General features: G+C 71.6%; 17 protein-coding genes and 1 tRNA gene. 8 read left to right on the forward strand and 10 right to left on the reverse strand.

What is annotated here, in order from left to right:
- Window positions 1-70 precede the first annotated feature (70 nt).
- Entirely contained in the window at window positions 71-1432 is a 1362-nt protein-coding gene (locus E8D34_RS10035) for an ATP-binding protein (protein ID WP_136594491.1), read from the reverse strand.
- Entirely contained in the window at window positions 1429-2115 is a 687-nt protein-coding gene (locus E8D34_RS10040; protein ID WP_136594492.1) for a response regulator transcription factor, read from the reverse strand. Before E8D34_RS10040 ends, E8D34_RS10035 begins: the two co-directional genes overlap by 4 nt.
- Before the next feature lie 141 nt (window positions 2116-2256).
- On the opposite strand from E8D34_RS10040, the gene E8D34_RS10045 reads away from it, so the two are divergent.
- On the forward strand, window positions 2257-2574 hold the full coding sequence (locus tag E8D34_RS10045) for a PepSY domain-containing protein (protein ID WP_168929393.1): 318 nt from the start codon (window positions 2257-2259) through the stop codon (window positions 2572-2574).
- Between the two features lie 27 nt (window positions 2575-2601).
- On the opposite strand, the gene E8D34_RS10050 is transcribed toward E8D34_RS10045, so the two are convergent.
- Window positions 2602-4518, reverse strand: a complete 1917-nt coding sequence (locus E8D34_RS10050; protein ID WP_136594494.1) for a penicillin acylase family protein — start codon at window positions 4516-4518, stop codon at window positions 2602-2604.
- 385 nt (window positions 4519-4903) lie between these two features.
- Here E8D34_RS10050 and E8D34_RS10055 point away from each other — a divergent pair, with 385 nt between their 5' ends.
- Both E8D34_RS10055 and E8D34_RS10060 read left to right on the forward strand, forming a co-directional pair.
- A complete protein-coding gene (locus tag E8D34_RS10055) occupies window positions 4904-5809 on the forward strand; it encodes a hypothetical protein (RefSeq protein ID WP_136594495.1) in 906 nt (301 codons plus the stop codon).
- 219 nt (window positions 5810-6028) lie between these two features.
- Window positions 6029-6628: a hypothetical protein gene (locus E8D34_RS10060; protein ID WP_136594496.1), complete on the forward strand. Its 600-nt coding sequence runs from the start codon at window positions 6029-6031 to the stop codon at window positions 6626-6628.
- On the opposite strand, the gene E8D34_RS10065 is transcribed toward E8D34_RS10060, so the two are convergent.
- Together E8D34_RS10065 and E8D34_RS10070 are read right to left on the reverse strand one after the other, a co-directional pair.
- Entirely contained in the window at window positions 6610-7221 is a 612-nt protein-coding gene (locus E8D34_RS10065) for a hypothetical protein (protein WP_136594497.1), read from the reverse strand. The two genes, E8D34_RS10060 and E8D34_RS10065, sit on opposite strands and share 19 nt — an antisense overlap.
- Window positions 7222-7244: 23 nt before the next feature.
- Entirely contained in the window at window positions 7245-10778 is a 3534-nt protein-coding gene (locus tag E8D34_RS10070; RefSeq protein ID WP_136594498.1) for a VWA domain-containing protein, read from the reverse strand.
- A 361-nt stretch (window positions 10779-11139) separates the two neighbouring features.
- On the opposite strand from E8D34_RS10070, the gene E8D34_RS10075 reads away from it, so the two are divergent.
- Window positions 11140-11499 (forward strand): MmcQ/YjbR family DNA-binding protein, encoded by a 360-nt coding sequence (locus E8D34_RS10075; protein ID WP_136594499.1) that lies wholly within the window; start codon window positions 11140-11142, stop codon window positions 11497-11499.
- A 317-nt stretch (window positions 11500-11816) separates the two neighbouring features.
- On the opposite strand, the gene E8D34_RS10080 is transcribed toward E8D34_RS10075, so the two are convergent.
- Window positions 11817-12632 carry an SDR family NAD(P)-dependent oxidoreductase gene (locus E8D34_RS10080; RefSeq protein WP_136594500.1) on the reverse strand — a complete coding sequence of 272 codons (816 nt, stop codon included), beginning with the start codon at window positions 12630-12632 and terminating at the stop codon, window positions 11817-11819.
- A 47-nt stretch (window positions 12633-12679) separates the two neighbouring features.
- Window positions 12680-13630 carry a pirin family protein gene (locus E8D34_RS10085; RefSeq protein ID WP_136594501.1) on the reverse strand — a complete coding sequence of 317 codons (951 nt, stop codon included), beginning with the start codon at window positions 13628-13630 and terminating at the stop codon, window positions 12680-12682.
- 101 nt (window positions 13631-13731) lie between these two features.
- On the opposite strand from E8D34_RS10085, the gene E8D34_RS10090 reads away from it, so the two are divergent.
- Both E8D34_RS10090 and E8D34_RS10095 read left to right on the forward strand, forming a co-directional pair.
- Entirely contained in the window at window positions 13732-15327 is a 1596-nt protein-coding gene (locus E8D34_RS10090) for an NAD(P)/FAD-dependent oxidoreductase (RefSeq protein ID WP_136594502.1), read from the forward strand.
- 107 nt (window positions 15328-15434) lie between these two features.
- Window positions 15435-15507 (forward strand) — tRNA-Lys (locus tag E8D34_RS10095).
- A gap of 65 nt (window positions 15508-15572) precedes the next feature.
- On the opposite strand, the gene ppk2 is transcribed toward E8D34_RS10095, so the two are convergent.
- The 3 genes from ppk2 to E8D34_RS10110 form a co-directional block, all read right to left on the reverse strand.
- The gene (ppk2, locus tag E8D34_RS10100; protein WP_136594503.1) at window positions 15573-16436 is read right to left on the reverse strand and encodes a polyphosphate kinase 2; all 864 of its coding nucleotides are present in this window, start codon (window positions 16434-16436) and stop codon (window positions 15573-15575) included.
- Between the two features lie 172 nt (window positions 16437-16608).
- A complete protein-coding gene (locus E8D34_RS10105) occupies window positions 16609-16929 on the reverse strand; it encodes a DUF1905 domain-containing protein (RefSeq protein WP_136594504.1) in 321 nt (106 codons plus the stop codon).
- Between the two features lie 37 nt (window positions 16930-16966).
- Entirely contained in the window at window positions 16967-17374 is a 408-nt protein-coding gene (locus E8D34_RS10110; RefSeq protein WP_136594505.1) for a hypothetical protein, read from the reverse strand.
- An 89-nt stretch (window positions 17375-17463) separates the two neighbouring features.
- Between E8D34_RS10110 and E8D34_RS10115 the strand changes: the two genes are divergently transcribed.
- Both E8D34_RS10115 and E8D34_RS21050 read left to right on the forward strand, forming a co-directional pair.
- On the forward strand, window positions 17464-18747 hold the full coding sequence (locus tag E8D34_RS10115) for a solute carrier family 23 protein (RefSeq protein ID WP_136594506.1): 1284 nt from the start codon (window positions 17464-17466) through the stop codon (window positions 18745-18747).
- Window positions 18748-18802: 55 nt separating this feature from the next.
- A complete protein-coding gene (locus E8D34_RS21050; RefSeq protein ID WP_136594507.1) occupies window positions 18803-20152 on the forward strand; it encodes a TIGR04338 family metallohydrolase in 1350 nt (449 codons plus the stop codon).
- Window positions 20153-20160 lie beyond the last annotated feature (8 nt).

Consider the following 20160-nt stretch of genomic DNA (forward strand, 5'->3'; position numbering starts at 1 on the left):
CTCCTCGGGCCAGGGATGTCCCTCGATCATTCGCCGCGACCGCTGAAGCGGGCCTGAACGTCGGCTGACGTCACGCGGGGGCGGCTGGCAGCAGCAGCCGCAGGTGGGCGCCGCCCGCCGGGGCCGGCGGGTCGAGCAGGTCCAGCCGCCCGCCGCCCCGCTCGGCGAGCCCCCGCGCGATCGCGAGGCCCAGCCCGCTGCCCCCGCCCGGCCGGCGGGAGGCATCCATCCGGTGGAACCGGTCGAAGACCCGCTCCCGGTGCTCGGCCGGGATCCCCGGGCCGTCGTCGGCGACGTCGAGACGCGCCCACCCGTCCTCGACGGCGACCGTGACCGCGACCCGGGTGGCGGCGTGGGTGATCGCGTTGGTCAGCAGGTTGCGCACGATCCGGCGTACGTCGGCGGGGTCGGCGTACGCCGGGGCCGCGGAGACACCCGTCGTGTCGACGACGACGCTCGCGCCGACGCGGGCCCGGGCGGCCTCCTCCAGCACCAGGGCGTCCAGGTCGAGCAACGCGGGCTGGTGGGCGACTCCGGCGTCCACGGACGCCAGCACCAGCAGGTCGCCGACCAGCCGCTCCATGTCGGCGGTGGAGGCGAGGAGGTCGGCGCCGAGGCGCTCGACGTCGGCCGCGTCGGGTCGGGCCAGCGCGAGCTCGATCGCGAGGCGCTGGGCGGCCAGCGGGCTCTGCAGGTCGTGGGAGACGTCCGCGACCAGGTCGCGCTGCCGCCGGGCCGAGGCGTCGAGCCGCGCCAGCATCGCGTTCATCGTCGCGGCCAGCCGACCGACCTCGTCGTCGACGCCGTCGCCGCTCACCCGGGCGTCGAGGCTCTCCTCGGTGATCCGGTCGACCTCGGCGCGGATCCGGTCGAGGCGGCCGAGGGCCCGCCCGAGGAGCAGCCAGATCACGGCGCCGAGCACCGCGACGGCGAGCGGTACGCCGATCCACAGCGCCCCGCGCAGCGCCGCCGAGGCCTCGCCGACGGATTCCAGGCTGTCGCCGACGTAGGCGGTGACCTCGCCCTCGGGGCTCGGGGCGGCGGCGTACCAGAAGCGGTAGGTCTCGGTCTCGGCGTCGTCGGGCGCCTCGAAGGTGGCGGTGGCCGGATCGGCGCCGGCGGGCAGGTCCGCGACCGCGGGACGGCCCGTGATGTTCGCGGAGGCGGCGAGCACCTCGCCGCCGGGGCCGACCACCTGGGCGACACCGTTGTCGCCGGTCCGCAGCGTCGCCGGGAGGTCCCCCGAGGCGGCCAGGTCGAGCAGCTCGGCGACCCGGGCGCGGGCGACCTCGTCAGCGGCATCCGTGAGCCGGTCCTCCAGCGTGGTCACCAGCAGCACCGCCCCGACGCCGAGCAGTACGGCGAAGGCCAGCGTGCCGAGCGCGGTGGCCCGGGCGCGCAGGCTCATCCGCCGCGTCGCCCGGGCGGTCACGGGGCCGCCTCGGCGTCGTCGACGAGCCGGTACCCGACGAGCCGCACGGTCCGGATCGAGGAGCGTCCGAACGGCTCGTCGACTCGCTGGCGGAGCTGACGGACGTAGACCTCGACGATGTTCGGGTGGCCGTCGTACGCGAAGTCCCACACGTGCTCGAGGATCGTCGCCTTCGGCACCACCTCGCCGGCGCGGCGCATCAGGAACTCCAGCAGCGAGAACTGCCGCGGCGTCAGGTCGACCGGGACGTCCCCGCGCCACACCGCGTGCGCGGCCGGGTCCAGGCGCAGGTCGCCGACCGCGAGCACGGCGGGGCGCTCGCGGCTCCCCCGCCGCAACAGCGCCCGCAGCCGGGCGGTCAGCACCACGAACGAGAACGGCTTGGCGAGGAAGTCGTCCGCTCCGGCGTCCAGCGCCCGCGCCTCCTGCTCCGCTCCGTGGCGCGCGGTGAGCATCAGGATGGGCGTCCAGTCACCGGCCTCGCGGCGCCGCGCGCAGAGCGCGTCGCCGGCGAGGCCGGGCAGCATCACGTCCACGACCATCGCGTCGTAGGCGTTCTCGGTCGCGTACCACTCGCCCTCGGTGCCGTCGAGGGCCACGTCGACGGCGTACCCCTCCGCCTCGAGGCCGCGCCGCAACCCGGCCGCGAGCTGCTTGTCGTCCTCGACCACCAGGAGCCGCACGCCTGCCAGCCTGGCACCGGCGCGCTGAAGGCGCACTGAACGCCGGCTGAACCCGGTCGGGGCGCGCCCGGTTCAGCGAGGCTTCAGCACCGCGGGGGGATGCTGGTGGCACCAGTGGACGGGGCAGGAAGGGAGCGCGCGATGCGCAGACGAGTGATCATCGGCGCGGCGGGGATCGCGGTCGCCGCGGCCGTGGCCGCGGGCGGGGTCGCCGTCGCCACGGGCGGCGGGGACGACGGGCCGGAGAGCCACCGGTACACGCCGGAGCAGGCGGCCAAGGCGAAGGAGGCCGCGCTCGCGGCGACCGGCGGCGGCACGGTCAACAGCGTCGAGACCGACGACGAGGACGGCGCCACCTACGAGGTGGAGGTGACCACGCCCGCGGGCGACACGGTCGACGTGCGGCTCGATGAGCGGTTCCGGGTGGTCGTCATCGAGGGCGACAGCGAGGGCGGCTGAGGCGTGGCCGGCTGACGGGCGGTCGGCTCAGGGCTCGGGCGTCAGGTCGTCCCAGTCGGAGACGATCGGGACGAGCGTGCCCGCGGCCCAGTGCGGCTGCTGGTCACGCTCGTGCGGGCCCGGCAGCCCTGACGCACCGGTCGGCACCACCCAGCCGCCCCGCTCGCGGTCGGCGAGATCCCAGACGTAGCGGGCCACCGACCCCTTGCTGCAGGCGTCCGTGATCGCCGGGTACGACGCCGCGGCGCGCACGCAGTCCTGGTCCCCGTCGAGCGGCGGGGCCGGCAGGTCGGGGTCGTGGAGGCCGTGCTCGGCCAGCGCGTGCACCGGCGCGGCGACGTGGGTCTCGCCCCAGGTGGCGGGCAGGTCGCCGGTGGCAGCGAGCGCGTCGACCTCGGCCAGCGCGTCGCGGGCCAGCGCGGCCAGGTCCAGGCCGAGCGGGCTGTGCCCGGCGGAGGCCGCGGCGGCCAGCGTCGGCAGTGCGAGGCCGACGCGGTAGGTGACGCCGAGCCAGGGCGCGAAGAGCGGTCCGTGGTCGTGGGTCGCGACGGCGTGCCGGAGCCGGGCGAGCTCGGGCGCCTCCGCGATCCGGTGGACCAGGGCGGAGCGCCAGGCGGCGTACCGGGCGGCGTGCGGGGAGCCCGCCCGCATCCGGCCGTCGAAGTCGTCGAAGGCGCCCGGCACCAGTGCGGCGACCGTCGGCACGCTGAGCAGCAGGCTGTCGTCGTGGATCGCGACGAAGTCCTCAGCGGTGAGGCCGGAGCGGCCCGCCAGCAGGTCACGGATCCGCCTCGCCCGGTACGGCGGCGCGAAGACCGACCCGATCCGCGCGCTCTCCGGGCCGCGGCGCTCGTTGGCGGTGACGATCGCGCCGTCGGGGTCGACGGGGTCGAGGTCGGCGCGGTGCGGGTCGTCGAGCCAGCCGACCCACTCCCCCTGGGCGTTGCGGACGGGGACGCGGCCGGCGATCCGGTAGCGGACCGCCCCGGCGCGGTCGGCGATCACCGCGTTGTTGACCGGCTCGACCCAGCGGTCCAGGGCGTCGTCGACGTCGGCGACGCTGCGGGCGCGGAGCAGCGGCAGCAGGGCGTCGAAGCCGAGGTCGCCGAGGACCCGGTAGGAGGCGCGGACCGCGAGGCCCGGCTGGAGCTCGAGGAGATCCTCGGGCAACGGTTCGCCCGGAGTCACCTCGACGAGGTCCTGGTAGTCGGCGCACGCGTTGGTGATCGCCCAGGCCACCTCGCCGGCGTGCGCGAAGTGCTGCACCCCGGGCACCCCGACGAAGCTGAAGCCGGCCACGTCGAAGGCGTCGTCGGGGTCCTCGCAGACCAGCCGGACCTGCTGGTAGACGCCGGGCTGCTCGATGGTGCGGTGCGGGTCGCCGCCGATCAGCGGCACGCCGCTGGCGGTGCGGGCCCCGCCGACGGCCCAGGCGTTGCTGCCCGAGGTGAACGGACCCTCGTGGGAGAGCAGTCGGGCGTCCGCGCCGAGCACGGCGCCGGAGAGGCGCTCCCAGAGCCGGGTTCCGATGCTGCCGAAGAGCAGGTGCTGGGCCAGGAAGGTGGCCAGCGGCGTCCACGGCTCCCACGGCCCGGGGGCGACCCCGAGGCGGTTCAGCTCCGGGACGGTGGTGGGGTCGAGGGTCGCGAGCGCGGCGTTCACCCCGTCGACGTACGACGCCACGAAGGCCTGCGTCGCGGGCTCGCAGGCGTCGTACGCGCGGCGCGCGGACTCCGTGGTCCGCATCCGGCGGGAGAAGTCGTCCCAGGCCACCCCGTCGTCCCCGACGAGGGCCGCGGTGGTGCCGGTGGCGCGCCGCCGCAGCCACTCCAGCTGCCAGGCGCGGTCCCGGACCGTCACCGCGCCCTGCGCGCGGGCCAGGTCGGTGACCGAGTCGGCCCGCAGGTGCGGGATGCCGTAGGTGTCGCGGTAGAGGCGGGCCACGCGCCGAGGCTAGCCAGCGAACGCGCGACGCGCCGACGCGGACGCGGACGGCGTTCCGAGCGCCAAGGACGCACCGGGGGCCGCTTAACAGCGCCTCGACGACTGACCCCGACTGTCTACGCGACGCAGCGGCGAACGCGGCGCTATGACGCATCCTGACGTCCGGCTTGTCCGCTGTTGATGCCACGCGTTCGGAGTCCCGGATAGCTGCTGACGAGAGGTCGCGGGGCTAGCGCGCAGCCAACCAGCTCGGCGGGGACGATCCGCGCACGCCCTCGTCACACCACTCCGACTGCCCATCGGGCTAGCAGCCCGAGAAGGCCCGCGGCCACGCGTGGGGTGCCCTAGCCTGGGGCTTTCCGCCGCCTTCTCGTCGAGGGACGACATGACCACATCGACCATGGCCGACCGTCTCCAGCGTTGGGTCCTCGGCGCGGGTGCGGTCTGGCTGACGCTTGCCGGGGTCTCGTTGTACGCGGCGCTCCGCCTCCCGGCGACGCTCTTCTACGCCCAGTTGGAGGCGACACCCGAACGCGCTGGGCTTGGATACGTGGATCTGCTCACCGGGTCGACTCTGGGCGTGATCGCCGTCTTCATCCTCGTCGGCGCCTTGTTCTACGCCCTGACGTTCGTGGTCGGGTTCGGCAGCCTCTATGCGCGCATGGGCAGGTTGATGTTTTCCCCCGAAACCCGCGCGTACCAGAAGGCCCGCGGCAAGAAGACGCTGGGCGAGTTAACAGACGACGAGTTCGAGCTGCGAGTCGACTTGCTACGCAGGATGTACGACGCCGTTCCCGAAATAGCCGAGCAGGTGCCGTTCGCTGCCATGGAAGCGAGCCTCCGCGCGGAACGACTAGCCAGCATCGCCCAGGAGGAAGATCCCGACAACAACGCTCGGACGACCGGCCAAAGCGGCATCAAACTGAAGGTCTTCCGGCTGCTGTTCGACACCCAGGCGGCCGCCATGCGGCGACACTGGAAGGCACTCGTCGGCGTCTCGGCGGCAGCGGCCTTCTTCGTCGGGCTGCCGCTCGTTGCGATCTCCCAGGCGGTCCAGGTTCGCGAGGGCGAGCCCTTCATCGGCGGCAATCTGGGACTCTTCGCGTACCAGGCCAGTCCGGTCGACGTACGGCTGAACGGTGAGATGCCTTCCGGACAGGCGCCGATCGACCCGGACGGTGACTACTTCCTCCTGGGCGGCACGCCGCAGTTCGTCACGTTGTACGACGCGGAGGCAGATGTCTCGATCCAGGTTCCCGCCTCGCTGGTCACCATCACGAGCCGCGGCTAGCGGATGCCGCTAGCTCAGGGCGTCCGCCGGTCCCTCCGGCGCGGGCGTGGGGCGTCAGCCACATACTCGGGTCTGCTGAACGGCTCGGGCAGACCGTCACCTGATCGTGCGGCATCAGTCGAACGACTCCAACCCCGGAGGGAAGTCGACACCGATGGCGGCACCTTCCAACAGCATGCGGTCGACCGACGCGCGCAACCAGCACAAGGAGACTTGACGGTGGCTGACGACGCGAGCAGCAAGGTTTCCGATCTCTATGCCTACCGCAACACCAAGAAGGAGCTCGACAAGGTCACGACTGCCGCCGTTCAGGGGAGTCACCCAGCGGGCCTACAGGCCCGTCGAACTCTGTCCCGCAGGCAACCTTGCGATGAGTGCCCTCGGCGAACGCGATCTCTGCTGACCTCACCGCGCGCTTCGCGGCGCTTTGACGCAGGCAGGTCAGAGTCCCGCGAGCCGATCGGCTACTGGGACACCCTGAACTTCTGGGACCAGTCAGGCCACGCCGGGTTGATCCAAGAACCTCCGCCACCAAGTGGCCAGCCAGGACTCGAGCTCGGATCCAGTGACCGCTCCACCGACCAGAACGACTTCACGATCCTCACGCACCGCGCGGGCGACATCGATCCGTTCGGCGAGCTCGGCGACCAGACGATCGACCGCGGCGTCGTACACAACTGCGATCTCGCCATCGAACACGACATAGTGATTGAACTCGGGGTGGTCGTGGTCGAGGACCTCGAAGAGGTCCCCGGCCTCAAGCAAGCTTGTCAGCCAGGCCATCTCGGACGGGCCCGAACTCACTTCGTGCCCGCCTGAGCCGTCGAGCGCCAGTACATGAGGATCTCACCGAGAGTCTCGGGCTCTAGGAGCGGCGAAAGCGTTCGGTCTACTGCCTCCACACAAGCGTGGATAGGGCTCGCTTCATCGAGAGATCCGGCGAGCACGGGTTGGTTGGCCACCATGTTGCCCTTCGGCCGGGTCGAACCTGACGCCCAGCGACTGCCGGGGATGCAGCGGATCGCAACCTCCCCGACATAGCGCGCAAGGGCGTCGATCAGCCACAATGTGTCTGCCGAGAACCTGGCAAGTCCGACCCCGCTCGGATGGCGGAACCAACTGGGAAGCTCAGCAGGCCCTTCCAGGTAGTTCGGATTGAATCGTGGCCGGACGTCGGCCGCAGATGTCGGGGGCTGATAGCCCGTGCGCCATGCGAGCCGAGGCACCGCCCATTCCCACAGCGCGTCCACGGACTCTACGGAGAAGTCCAGGTCCGATGCCTTCGGCCCCCCGGCTCCGGCGGAGAGGTCCGCCAGCCAGGCGAGCCGATCCGGTGTCTCGGCCAGAAACCGTTCGAGATAGGAGCGCGCCTCAGTTCGCGTCATCGCGACGAAGTCGGTGTAGCCGGTCACGGCCGGCGAGCCTACCTTTCCGATCATGACGGGTGGATGGAGTAGGTGATCCCATTGGCCTTGAGCAGTTCAAGAACCTTGTCATCTGGGCCGATCGTGTTCGAGCTGGAGCTGGCGAAGAAGTGCCAGTGCGCCTTCGTCACACCGTTGCCGGACTGCTGGACGAGCCATGCGTCCTTCTTGATCTGGACCTCGATGGCGGTGCTCCACTTGACTCTGCCGACCTTCGACTCGTGCGCCACACCGTCAACGAGCACGTCGAAGAACCGGCCCTTGCCGATGAAGTCCTTCGTGGTTCGCCAGACCTGCTTCTCTTCACCCTTGGCACCCGCCTCCAGGTAGCCCTCGAGCCATTCTTCACCAGCCTTGCCCGTTGCGAAGTCGCCCGCCTTGGCGCCAGGAACATGCAGGGCGCAGGCTTCCGCCGCAGCCAGGGCGATAGCTCGGCCGCTCCGCGCACATCCCTTCATCGCTGCGGCGACCTCGTCGAGGTCGCCCCTGCCCTTGGACAGCTGGAGCAGCGCGTCGTCGGTGAAGCCCGCATCAGTCAGGTCGTCCCAGGTGGGGCCGAGGATCTTCTTGACGGTGTCGATCTTGATCGCGTCCGGGGCGATGTTGCCGTCGATCTTCGCGATGAACGTGACGGTTTCGTCCGCCAGTTCGGGGGCATTGTCGGCGAACCTGACGGCCTTGCCGGGGATCGAAACTGCGTCGCCGGCGTAGGGGAGTATGCCGACGAGGCTCAGGCCAGCGCCGACCCAGTCGGCGTGAGCGACCGAACCGATGGCGTCGCGAAGATCCGCGATGGCGCCGAGTCCCCAGCCGTACACCGGGATGAAGCTGAGACCGCCCGAGGACAGGTTCCCGGCCAGCCAGGCCAGGGAGTCGCCGCGCCACATGTCGCCGGCGATGAAGCCCTGGAGGAAGTCCTTCGCATACGTCCATGTGCTGACGGTCTTGTCGTAGAACAGCGGGTCGAGGCCCTGGTCATCGCGGTGCCCGTTCTCGTAGGAATCGTCGTATCCGTCGCCGTCGGTGTCATGCGCCTCGGGGTTGGACCCGATGGTGCCCGCTTCGTCGCCGTCGGACAGACCGTCACCATCGACGTCGCTGTTGAACGCGTCGAGCTCGAGCTCGATGTCGGCGGGGTCGATCAGCCCGTCGCTGTCGGAGTCCTCGAGGTACGGGTCGGAGATGACCGAGTAGATCGGCTCGTCCCGCTCCAGGAGGTCGGACACGCCCGCCATCTCCCAGCCGAGGAACACCTCCCCGATCGACCGGGCCTCGCCGACCTCCTCGGCGTCGGTGAGGCCGTCGCCGTCGGTGTCGGGCAGGGTCGGGTCGGAGGTGTAGCGGTGACCGGTGGAGTCCTGGGCGCCCTCGATCTCGATGCAGTCGCTGAGACCGTCGCCGTCGGTGTCGACGCTGGCACGCGGGTCCCCGCCGCCGGTGTCGTTGGAGATCCGACGGAACACCTCGGGGAGCTCTTCGGCGGTGTCGACGTGGTGGTACTTGCCGCCGGTCTGAGTGGCGATGTCGCTGAGCAGGGCACTGTCGACGCTGGCGCCGAGGCCGATCGTGTAGATCGCGATCCCCGCGGTACGCGCCTGCTCTGTCAGCGAACTGCTGTAGGAACCCTCACCGTCGGTGAGCAGGATCGCCATCCGCGCCCGCGCGGGGTCACCGTTGTTGATCAGGATGCTGTTCGCCAGCGAGACACCGGCACCGATGTTGGTGCCACCGACGTCATCGATCTGGTCGATCGCGGCCTTGACCGCGTCATGATCGGTGGTCAGCCCCTGCGTGACGTACGCGCTGTCGTCGAAATCGACCACCGCGGCCCGGTCTTCCGGCAGGAGCGCGTCGACGAAGTTCTTCGCCGCCGATCGGCGCAGCCCGTCGGGGTCGTTCCAGTCCATCGAGCCCGAGCTGTCGAGCACAAGCGCGAGGTCGAGCAGCACGATGTCGGTGCCACCGCCGCCGTCACCGCGGGTGCGGCACGGGTTGTCCTGGGCGGTCCAGATCTCGCCCCAGTTCTTGATGTCGAAGATCGCGTACGTCGAGAAGTGGGTGACCGTCGCCCGGACCACGCTGGCCTGGAGGTCGACCTCCTGGTCTGCGGTTGCCGGGCCCCAGACCCGGAGCTCGGGGTCGAAGTAGAACAGCCGCAGGTCGGCCGGGTCGGTGTCACCGATGGCCGTCGGGTCGAACGGGATGGACAGCTCTGCCTGGGCGAAGCCCTCATAGGCGGGCGGGGAGAGCGAGAAGTCGTAGGCCGGGCCGACCTGGCCACCCGCACCGATCATCCGGGCGTCGGTGGTGACCTCGGTGACGTTGAACGTGGAGACCAGATCCCCGGTGCCGACCAGGGTCGCGGTGATGCCGTCGACGCCATGGACCTGTTGCTGGAGCTGCTCGTCGCCGTCCAGGACGCCGTCGTCGTCGGTGTCGGCGTCGGTGGGGCTGGTCGACATGGCCGGCTCGATGCCGTCAAGCAGCCCGTCGTCGTCGGTGTCGGCCTTGACCGGTGAGGTGCCCAGCGGGCCCTCTTCCTTGTCGGAGAGGCCGTCGTTGTCGGTGTCGGGTTCGGTCGGCTTCGTGCCCAGGGTCTGCTCTTGCAGCGCGGTCAGGCCGTCGCCGTCGAGGTCTTCCTTGCCGTCCGCGAGTCCGTCGTCGTCGGTGTCGGTGTCGGCGGGGAGGCTGAAACCGAACAGGGCGTCGATCTCGAACAGGTCGGTCAGGCCATCGCCGTCGGAATCAGCGGCCAGCGGGCTCGACCCCACGCGGAGCTCGAGCTCGTCCGGAACCCCGTCACCATCGATATCGCTGTTGGGGGTGATGCCGAGGTGGTCGAGTGCGTTGACGCCGTGCAGCCAGGCGTAGGCGAAGTTGACCTCAGCGGTGACGGGGTAGGCCTTGTCCAGTGCGGCTTCGGCGCGCGCGGTTGCCGACTGGGCCAACCGCAGTTCGCGGAGCGCAGCGCTGCGTCCGCCGCGGACCAGGACGCCCTCGACACCAACCAGCAGGTCGAGCCCTGCGGTGACCTGGCTGGTGAGGGAGAGCTCGCCGGCCAGGGTGACCAGGGAGTACTCGTCGGCTTCGGCGGGAACCCGGAGCGCCGCGGCCGCGTCGTGGACCGCCGTGGCGGCGGTCAGCCTGCCGGCCATCAGCAGGTCGGTGAGCGCGTCGGCCTCGGCGGTGTTGCTCTTCAACCGCAGGCGCCCGGCGAGCCAGCCGGCGAGCTTGAGGTCGTTGAAGTAGGTCTGTCGGCCGGTCTTCTCCGACACCATTCGCACCTGGTCGCGGTACGCCGAGGTGGCGCCGGTCGTGACGGCGTCGACCAGGGCGTTTCGGACCTTGTCCGACCCGGCAGGGAGCGTGGCGGAGATGCGCTGCTTGTGCGCGACCGACGTCAACGAGAACGGCCGGTCGGCGACATCGGACACGTCCGCGCGCCAATCGGTCGCGGCCTGGGCTGGCGGTACGTAGCCGAACAGCGCGGCCACGATGCCGCTCAGCACGACCGCGATCACGGCACGCTTCAACAGATACCCCATGAAAAGCCCCCAGCCTTCAGCGCCGGAAATCGCGCGTGAGTTGTCGACCGCGGACGCTAACCGCGCCCGGTGGCCGGCCTAGGCCATTTGTTAGGGGTTCGCGCGATTCTTTACTTTCGGGGTCGGGTGTGCCGTGCGGGGCCTGAAGCGCAAGCTGGCATCAGGGACCCGCGCCGGGGATCCCGCAAGCCGAACCCCGATTGGGAACGTTGCACGTCCGAGTCACCGTCGGCGATGGCGCGTCCCGCAAGGCCCGTTCGGAGGCTTGTCCCGGGACGGGAGCGTCTTGCGGGTGCAGTGACGGAACGCGTCGGACGCGGCGGATCGTCGCGGCGCACGCGGCTACTCGATCAGCGGCATCATGGGTCGCGTGCCCTGCGAGATCCCTGACTTCCTCGATCTGGTTTCGCAGCTCCCCGGGGTCAGCCGCTCAGACCGGGACAAGTGGCTCCGGTTCGACGTCGGGAGCCGTACCTTCGGCTACCTCTGGCCAGCGACCCGAACAGTGGGGTTGAAGCAGACGATCGTCGAGCAGCTCTCCCTGGTGGCCGAGCGCCCTGACGTCTTCGAGGTGCAGTTCACCTCCGGAGGCTACGGCTGGGTCGTCTGCCACCTTGAAGGACTTGAGCGCGACGAGCTGGCAGAGCTCACCTTCGAGGCGTGGCGGTTGACCGCGCCCGACGCATTGCTCGAGGAACGCGCCGACGAGTTGCCGTCGTAGGCCGCGGGTCGACGCGGTCCAGGGAGACCCCGAGACCCCGGGGAGGTCGCGTCACACCACCCGGGCCGCAGCATCCGGGCCGCGGCGCGGGCCGAGGTCGATCAGTGCCGCTGCTGGATCAGCGTGACGTAGCCGAGGGCGATCGTGGCCAGGCGATCAGCGCCCCCCTGATCTTGATCGCGACGCTCGGGCCGCCGTACCGGTTCCCGGGATCCAGGTCGTTCATCACGGCAAGCCCAGGCGCGGCGCGACGGCCCGCCGCCACGGGCCACGGGCCACGGGCCACGTGTCGCGCTCGGCCGCGCGGATCGGCGTGGTCACGGGGCCGCGGGGCTGCCCTCCTCGGCCACCGAGTTGCCACCGTCGACGACCAGGCACTGACCGGTCACGTAGGAGGCGCCGGGGGCGCAGAAGAACGCGACGGCCGCGGCCACCTCGTCGGGCGTGGCGCTGCGCCCCATCGGGACGGACCGACCCTCGGCGGCCTCATGGGCGGTCTGGCTCCCGGTCGCGATCCACCCGGGCGCCACCGCGTTGAAGGTGATGCCGTGTCGGGCGTAGTCGACGGCGCCAGACCGGGCGAGTCCCACCATGCCTGCCTTCGCCGTGGCATACGCCGCTTCCTCGCGCATCGACATCACCGGCCCCGTCACCGAGCTGACCATCACGACCCGCCCCCAGCCGTTCGCGACCATCCCGGGGAGTGCGGCGCGCGTCATCAGGAAGGCCGTGTCGACGTTGCGGGACAGTGATCGCCGCCACTGCTGGAGGCTCATCTCGCCGAGCATCCCCGACTCCGTGACCGCTGCGTCCCCCAGGGCCGGACTCGTCACGCTGGTCATGCCCGCGTTGTTGACGAGCACGCTGACGGCCCCGAGCGCGGCGGCCGCCTCTGCGCACGCCCGTCCGGCCTGATCCTCATCGGTGAGGTCCGCCACGACGCCGATCGCGTCGATACCGAGCGCCCGCAGCTCGTCGGCCCGTGCCTGCGCGCGGGCCGACGTGGCCGCCACCGCGACCCGCGCACCCATCCTGCCCAGCACGCGCGCCGTGGCGAAGCCGATGCCGTCGGGGTCTCCGGCGCCGGTCACCAGCGCGACCCTGCCCGCGAGCGAGAAGACGTCGATAGTCATGCCCGGACGCTACGGGGTGCACACCGAGCGAACGGAACGGCGGTGGATCAGCCGGCCGGGATGTGCCCGAACCGCCCCTTCTGGAAGTCCTCGTAGGCACCGAGCACCTCGGACTTGGTGTTCATCACGAACGGCCCGGCCCAGGCGATCGGCTCGCGGATCGGCTGGCCGCCGAGGACGACCACGTCCAGTCGCGGCGATCGGGACTCCTGCGCCGCGTCCGCCGCGAGCGTCACGAAGTCGCCGGGACCGAACAGGGCGGTCTGGCCCGCCCCGATCGGGCGGCCGTCGAGCCCGACGGTGCCACGCCCGTTGAGCACGTAGGCCAGGGCGTTGAACTCCACCTCCCAGGGAAGGTCGATCCGCGCGCCCGGCTCCAGCGAGAGGTGCACCAGGCTCATCGGGGTGTGGGTGGCGCCGGGGCCGCGGTGGCCGGCGACGCTGCCCGCGATCACCCGCACCAGCGCACCGGCGTCGGCCGAGGTCAGCAGCTGCACCTCGCCGGACCGGATGTCCTGGTAGCGCGGATCGGTCAGCTTGGCCGACCGCGGCAGGTTCACCCACAGCTGGATGCCGTGGAAGAGCCCTCCGGACTGGACCAGCCACTCCGGCGGCGCCTCGATGTGCAGCAGCCCCGACCCGGCGGTCATCCACTGGGTGTCGCCGTTGGTGATGGTGCCCCCACCGCCGTGCGAGTCCTGGTGGTCGAAGACGCCGTCGATCATGTAGGTGACGGTCTCGAAGCCCCGGTGCGGGTGCCAGGGCGTTCCCTTCGGCTCCCCGGGCGCGTACTCCACCTCCCCCATCTGGTCCATCATGATGAACGGGTCCAGGTCACGCAGGTCGAGGCCGGCGAACGCCCGGCGCACCGGGAACCCCTCGCCCTCGTAGCCCTGCGGGGCCGTGGTGATCGCGCGGACCGCCCGCGGCTGGTCGCCCAGCCCGGGCTCCTTGATCCGCGGCAGCACGGCCAGGTCGTCAACGGTGATCGCCGGCATCGGACACCTCCTCGTGGGAGCCAAGCCGTGTCTCGACTTGGTTTCCATTTCAACCACATTCGGTCCCGCATTGTTCCGACTTCCCGCACTAGGGTCGGAGCGTGGACACAGGCCCCGCGAGAACCAGCTACGACGTCGCCATCGTCGGTGGTGGCCACAACGGCCTCACCGCTGCCGCGTACCTCGCGCGCGCCGGACTCTCCGTGCTGCTGCTCGAGCGTGCCGACCACGTCGGCGGCGCCGCGATCTCCACGCAGGCCTTCCCGGCCTACCCGACCCGGCTCTCGCGGTACTCCTACCTGGTCTCGCTGCTCCCCGACGAGATCGTCCGCGACCTCGACCTCGACATCGCGCTGGCCAGCCGGCGCACGGCCTCCTACACGCCGTACCTGCACGACGGCGTGCCCGGCGGCCTGCTCGTCGAGCGCGAGGAGGGCGAAGCCACCCGGGCCTCCTTCCGCGAGCTCACCGGCTCCGACGAGGAGTACGACGCCTGGCGGGCGTTCTACGCCGGCGTCGGTGACCTGGCCGCGGCGGTCGCGCCGACCCTGACCTCGCCGCTGCCCGCCGAGGCGGAGCTGCGCGCGGCCGTGGACCCGCAGATCTGGGCCGACGTGGTGCAGCGCCCCCTGGGCGAGGCGATCGAGCGGCGGTTCCGCGACGACGTGGTCCGCGGGGTCGTCGGCACCGACGCGCTGATCGGCACCTTCGCCTCGCTGCACGACCCGTCGCTGATCCAGAACCGCTGCTTCCTCTACCACCTCATCGGCAACGGCACCGGCGAGTGGCGGGTGCCGATCGGCGGGATGGGCGCGGTGACCGGCGCCCTGGAGGCGGCGGCGCGAGCGGCCGGCGCGGAGATCCTGACCGGCGCCGGCGTGAGCCAGATCGTGCCCGACGCCGACAGCCCGGACGGCTCCGGCGGCGCCGAGGTGCGCTGGCACGACGGCACCTCCGAGCGCGGCGTCCACGCCCGGTTCGTGCTCGCCAACGTGGCGCCGTGGATCCTGCAGATCCTGCTCGGCGGTCCCGAGGACGAGGCGACCAAGCCCGAGGGCGCCCAGCTCAAGATCAACCTGCTGCTGGCCCGCCTCCCCCGGCTGCGCTCCGGCGCCGACCCGGCGGAGGCGTTCGCCGGGACGCTGCACCTGGCCGAGCGCTACGGTCAGCTGGAGGCGGCGTACACCGCGGCGGCCGCGGGCGAGGTGCCCGACCCGATGCCCGGCGAGGTCTACTGCCACTCGCTGACCGACCCGTCGATCCTCGGCGACGTGCCGCCCGGCACCCACACGCTGACCTACTTCGGCCTGCACACCCCCGCGTCGCTGTTCGCGGACGACCCGGAGGCGACGAAGGCGCTGGCGGTACGCCGCGCGCTGGCCGCCCTCGACGAGCACCTGGTCGAGCCGATCGACGAGGTGGTGCTGCGCGACCCCGACGGCACGCCGTGCATCGAGGCGAAGATCCCGCAGGAGGTCGAGGCCGACCTGGCGATGCCGGGCGGCCACATCTTCCACGGCGACCTGGACTGGCCGTGGGCCTCGGCCCGCACCCGCCTGGACACCCCGGCCGAGCGCTGGGGCGTGCACACCGACCACCCCCAGGTGCTGCTGTGCGGCTCCGGCGCCCGGCGCGGCGGGGCGGTCTCCGGGCTCGGCGGACACAACGCGGCACGGGCGGTGCTGGAGGCCCGCTGAGGCGGGCGCAGATCACACCGGGAGGACCTTCCTCGATTTCGTACCCCGCCGCGGCGCGTGTAATGTTCTTCTTGTTCACGGCGCTGCCGGGAGCGACAAAAGAACAAGCGGCATTAGCTCAATTGGCAGAGCAGCTGACTCTTAATCAGCGGGTTCGGGGTTCGAGTCCCTGATGCCGTACCGAACACGAAGGCCAGGATCTCTCGCAGATCCTGGCCTTCGTCGTCGTCCGGGTGCGGAGCGCCTCAGTACAGCCGGGGCACGAACGTCTGGTCGGCCATCGGCGGACGCACGTAGGCGATCTCCTTCATCTGCGGCAGGACCACCTCGTCGGGGACGGCGTCGCCGTACTCGAACTGGCTCAGCAGGTGGCTGATGCAGTTGAGCCGCGAGGCCTTCTTGTCGTCCGAGGGCACGACGTACCAGGGCGCCTGCTTGATGTCGGTGTACTGGAAGGTGGTGTCCTTCGCCATCGAGTAGCGCACGTAGAGCTCGTGCTCGGCGAGGTCCATGTCGGAGAGCTTCCAGCGCTTGATCGGCTCCTCGTTGCGGGCCTCGAACCGCTTGCGCTGCTCCTCGAAGGAGACCGAGAACCAGTACTTGAGGACGATGATCCCCGACCGCACCAGCATCCGCTCGAACTCCGGGCAGCTGCGCAGGAACTCGGTGTGCTCCTCCTCGGTGCAGTAGCCCATCACCCACTCGACGTTCGAGCGGTTGTACCAGCTGCGGTCGAACAGGACCATCTCGCCCGCGGCCGGCAGGTGCTTGGCGTACCGCTGGAAGTACCACTGCGTCCGCTCGCGCTCGGTGGGCTTGGGCAGCGCGACCACCCGGACGATGCGCGGGCTGGTGCGCTCGGTGATCCGCTTGATCACGCCGCCCTTGCCCGCGGAGCCCCGGCCCTCGAAGATCACCGCCACCTTGAGCCCCTGCGAGGCGATCCAGTGCTGCAGCCGGACGAGCTCCTCCTGCAGTCGAGCGATCTCGGCGTCGTAGACCGAGCCCCTCAGCCGGCCGCTGCTGTTGTAGTCCGACGGGTCACGCCCGACCGGCGGTTCCGGGATCGTGCCGATGTCGTCGGCATCGCCGGGCGGACCACTCGTCATCGCTGCCTCCGAATCTGTGGAGCTGCTGCGTCAGGTGCCCGGCACCGGTGCCGGCGGCGCAGACGACGCTACCGGAGGAGGCGACGCGCCGTCGCCCTCCAGGGCGGACGGCCCCGAGAGCCGAGCACAGGGCCGAGCACCGGGCCGATGACAGGGCCGAGCACCGGCCCGATCACAGGGCGCGCAGCGCGACGTCGACCGGGCCGCCCTCGACGAGGCCCTCGCGCACCCGGACGGCCTTCTTCACCGGCAGCACGAACGTCTTGCGCTCCTGGCTCGGGAAGACCGAGGTGCGCCAGGTGCTCGACCCGACGGTCACCTCGACCCGGACGCTGCCGAACCCGCCGGCCCTCCCCGAGGCGGCCTCGTCGATCGCGTCGGCCACGTCGAACGGCAGCGCGACGAACCACCAGCCACCCGGCTCGTCCCGGGCCTGCCACTGCCACAGCTCCGCCGCGAACTCGTACGTCGTCGCCGTGCCCTCAACGGTCATAGCACCACCGTGCCACCGCCCGCCGACACCGGACGCGTCACCCGTCCGCGGACCGGTCCTTGCGCCCCAGCAGCCCGCCGCCGAAGAGCGCCCAGAGCACCAGCACCGGCTGGAAGAAGAGCCGGACCAGCCGCTTGCGGTCCGTGTCGAGGCCGAACGCGTCGGTGCCCTCCACGTACTGGGCGATGTTGCCGGGGAAGATCACCACGAAGAACGCCGCCAGCAGCGCCCCGATCAGCCCGCGCCGCTTCGGCAGCGCGACGAAGGCCACGCCCAGGCCGATCTCGACGACGCCGGAGGCGACCACGACGAGGTCGTCGTCGACCGGGAACCAGTCCGGCACCTGGGCCTGGAACTCCTCCCGGGCCGTGGTCAGGTGGGTCACGCCGGCGACGGTCATCACCGAGCCGAGCGCGACGCGGGCCAGGGTCTGCGGAAGCGGCATGCCGGCACCCTAGGGCCGTCGGGCGCGGCCTCGCTAGAGTCGCCCGGAGGCATCGCACTCGGGTCGCGGTGCCGGCGAGAGGGAGAGCCATGTCCTGGACCGTGCACGGAAACGGCCGCACGGTCGCCGCGGAGGCGATCGTCCGCCCCACCGAGCGGCTCTCCTGGCCGCGCACCATCGGCTTCGGCGCCCAGCACGTGGTGGCCATGTTCGGCGCGACCTTCCTGGTCCCGCTGCTGACCGGCTTCCCGCCGACCACCACGCTCTTCTTCTCCGGCGTCGGCACGATGCTCTTCCTCGCGCTGAACCGGAACCGGCTGCCCAGCTACCTCGGCTCGTCCTTCGCCTTCATCACCCCGATCCAGGTCTCGATGGCCAGCGACGGGATGGGCGCCGCGCTCTTCGGCATCCTGGTCACCGGCCTGCTGCTGGCCGCGGTCGGCGTACTGGTCACGGCGACCGGGACCGGGTGGATCGACGCCCTGCTGCCGCCGGTGGTGACCGGCGCGATCGTCGCGCTGATCGGCTTCAACCTCGGCGGTCCCGCCGCCGAGAACTTCGCCGCGGCGCCCGGCGTCGCCACGATCACCCTGGTCACCATCTGCGGCGTCGCCGCGGCGTTCCGCGGCATGCTGGCGCGCCTGTCGATCCTGGTCGGTGTGACGGTCGGCTACGTCGCGTCCGCGATCGCCGGCGACCTCGACTTCACCGAGGTCGAGAGGGCGACGTGGCTCGGCCTGCCCGACTTCTCCGGCCCGACGATGACCTGGTCGGTGGTCCCGATGTTCCTGCCGATCGTGCTGGTGCTGGTCGCCGAGAACGTCGGCCACGTGCGCAGCGTCGCGCACCTGGTCGGCGACGACTCGATCAACGAGCGGACGGGCACCGCCCTGCTCGCCGACGGCCTCTCCACGGGCCTGGCCGGGCTGGGCGGCGGCTCGGCGACCACGACGTACGGCGAGAACATCGGCGTGATGACCGCGACCCGGGTCTTCTCCACCGCCGCCTACTGGGTCGCCGGCGCGGTCGCGGTGCTGCTCAGCCTCTCCCCGAAGTTCGGCGAGCTGCTCAACACCATCCCGGCCGGCGTCCTGGGCGGCGTCACGGTCGCCCTCTACGGCCTGATCGGCCTGATCGGCGTCCGGATCTGGATCGACAACCAGGTCGACTTCTCGCGGCCGGTCAACCAGTTCCCGGTCGCCGCGGCGCTCATCATCGCGATCGGCAACCTCACGCTGACCTGGGGCGACATGACCTTCACCGGGATCACCCTGGGCACGCTCGCCGCGATCGTGCTCTACCACGGCATGGTGCTGCTGGAGCGGCTGCGCGGGACCGGCGACACCCGTCGCCGCTCCGACGACGCCTTCTGACCGGCCCGACCGCGCCGGCTTCGTTCGTGTCGGGCCTCCCCGGCACACTCCTCCCATGAGCACCGACCCGGACCGCTGGGCCGCCTACGCCGCCGAGGACCGGCTGGCGGCGTGGCTCGACACGCTCACCCCGGAGCGGGCCGAGATCACGGTCGACGGCCGCACCTTCCGGCCCGAGACCGAGCCCCGGTTCACCGACCCCGACGCCGCGGGCCGCTACGTCGACCGCGTCCTGGCCCACCTGCGCGAGCGCGGCAAGCAGTACGGCGGGCGCGAGGCCGTGCCGGTCGCGGTCCGGCCGCGCCGCGGCAACAGGGCGGCGACGTACTCGCTGAGCACCGCGACCATCGCCGTCCCGCCGTTCGAGCGCGGCGGCCGGTGGGCGCTGCGCGGGCTGGTGGTGCTGCACGAGATCGCCCACCACCTGCACGGCGAGGACGGCCACGGACCCGCGTGGCGGGGCACCTTCGTCCGGCTGCTCGAGGACATCGGCTCCCCGGTCACCGCCGAGCTGCTGCAGCACGCGTACGCCGAGGAGGGGCTCGGTCAGGTCACGCACAGCGTCGACGACGGCACCCTGGCCCGGATCGCCAAGCTGCTGCGCCAGGCGGAGGGCACCCACAACGAGCACGAGCGCGAGGCGTTCCTGGCCAAGGCGCAGGGCATGGCCACGAAGGCCTCGATCGCCCTCGCGCTGGCCCGCGCCCACACCGCGCGTCAGGAGCGGCGCGACCAGCCGGTCGCCGAGAGCTACCGGATCGGCGAGCCGGGCAAGCGCGGGCTGGCCCGCTACGTCCGGCTGCTGCTGAACGTCGCCCACACCAATGACCTGCGTTGCACGATCAGCCACGACTCGACCGCGGTCACCCTCTACGGGTTCGCCGCCGACATCGAGGTGACCAAGGCGCTCTACGAGTCGCTGCTGGTGCAGATGGTCACCGACTGCGAGCGGTTCCTGGCCTCCGGGAAGCGCGAGGTCGTCCGCTCCTGGAACGCGCGGCGCCGCCGGTGGGAGACCAAGCCGGTGGCCACGATCACCGCGCGGCTGGCGTTCTACGAGGCCTACGCGATGCGGATCCACCAGCGGCTGGATGCTGCCCGGAAGGCCGAGATCGCCGCGGCCAGCGCCCAGGAGCGCGCCAGCACGGCCTCGGACGCCACCTCACCGGCCTCCGCACCGACCTCCTCCGAGACAGCGCTCGCGCTGCGCGAGAAGGAGCTGGCCGTCCACGACTACTTCGCCGACGCGCTGCGCCGCAACCGGGTGCGCGGCTCGTGGAAGGGCGACCGGCGCTCCTCGATCGACGCCGCCCCGGCGGCCGCCGGCGAGGGGCACCGGGCCGCCGGTCGCGCCCGGCTCACCGACGACCCCGCCCGCGGCCGGCAGCTGGGCCCCGCCGGCTGAGCGGGGCG

Source organism: Nocardioides sp. GY 10113 (genome assembly GCF_004919105.1).
Taxonomy (GTDB): Bacteria; Actinomycetota; Actinomycetes; order Propionibacteriales; family Nocardioidaceae; genus Nocardioides.

Bases quoted from the DNA above. Each gene is read 5' to 3' on its own strand.
- E8D34_RS10045 (WP_168929393.1), top strand. From the start codon at position 2,257: ATGCGCAGACGAGTGATCATCGGCGCGGCGGGGATCGCGGTCGCCGCG.
- E8D34_RS10055 (WP_136594495.1), top strand. From the start codon at position 4,904: ATGACCACATCGACCATGGCCGACCGTCTCCAGCGTTGGGTCCTCGGC.
- E8D34_RS10070 (WP_136594498.1), bottom strand. From the start codon at position 10,778: ATGGGGTATCTGTTGAAGCGTGCCGTGATCGCGGTCGTGCTGAGCGGC.
- E8D34_RS10075 (WP_136594499.1), top strand. From the start codon at position 11,140: ATGGGTCGCGTGCCCTGCGAGATCCCTGACTTCCTCGATCTGGTTTCG.
- E8D34_RS10080 (WP_136594500.1), bottom strand. From the start codon at position 12,632: ATGACTATCGACGTCTTCTCGCTCGCGGGCAGGGTCGCGCTGGTGACC.
- E8D34_RS10085 (WP_136594501.1), bottom strand. From the start codon at position 13,630: ATGCCGGCGATCACCGTTGACGACCTGGCCGTGCTGCCGCGGATCAAG.
- ppk2 (WP_136594503.1), bottom strand. From the start codon at position 16,436: ATGACGAGTGGTCCGCCCGGCGATGCCGACGACATCGGCACGATCCCG.
- E8D34_RS10105 (WP_136594504.1), bottom strand. From the start codon at position 16,929: ATGACCGTTGAGGGCACGGCGACGACGTACGAGTTCGCGGCGGAGCTG.
- E8D34_RS10110 (WP_136594505.1), bottom strand. From the start codon at position 17,374: ATGCCGCTTCCGCAGACCCTGGCCCGCGTCGCGCTCGGCTCGGTGATG.
- E8D34_RS10115 (WP_136594506.1), top strand. From the start codon at position 17,464: ATGTCCTGGACCGTGCACGGAAACGGCCGCACGGTCGCCGCGGAGGCG.
- E8D34_RS21050 (WP_136594507.1), top strand. From the start codon at position 18,803: ATGAGCACCGACCCGGACCGCTGGGCCGCCTACGCCGCCGAGGACCGG.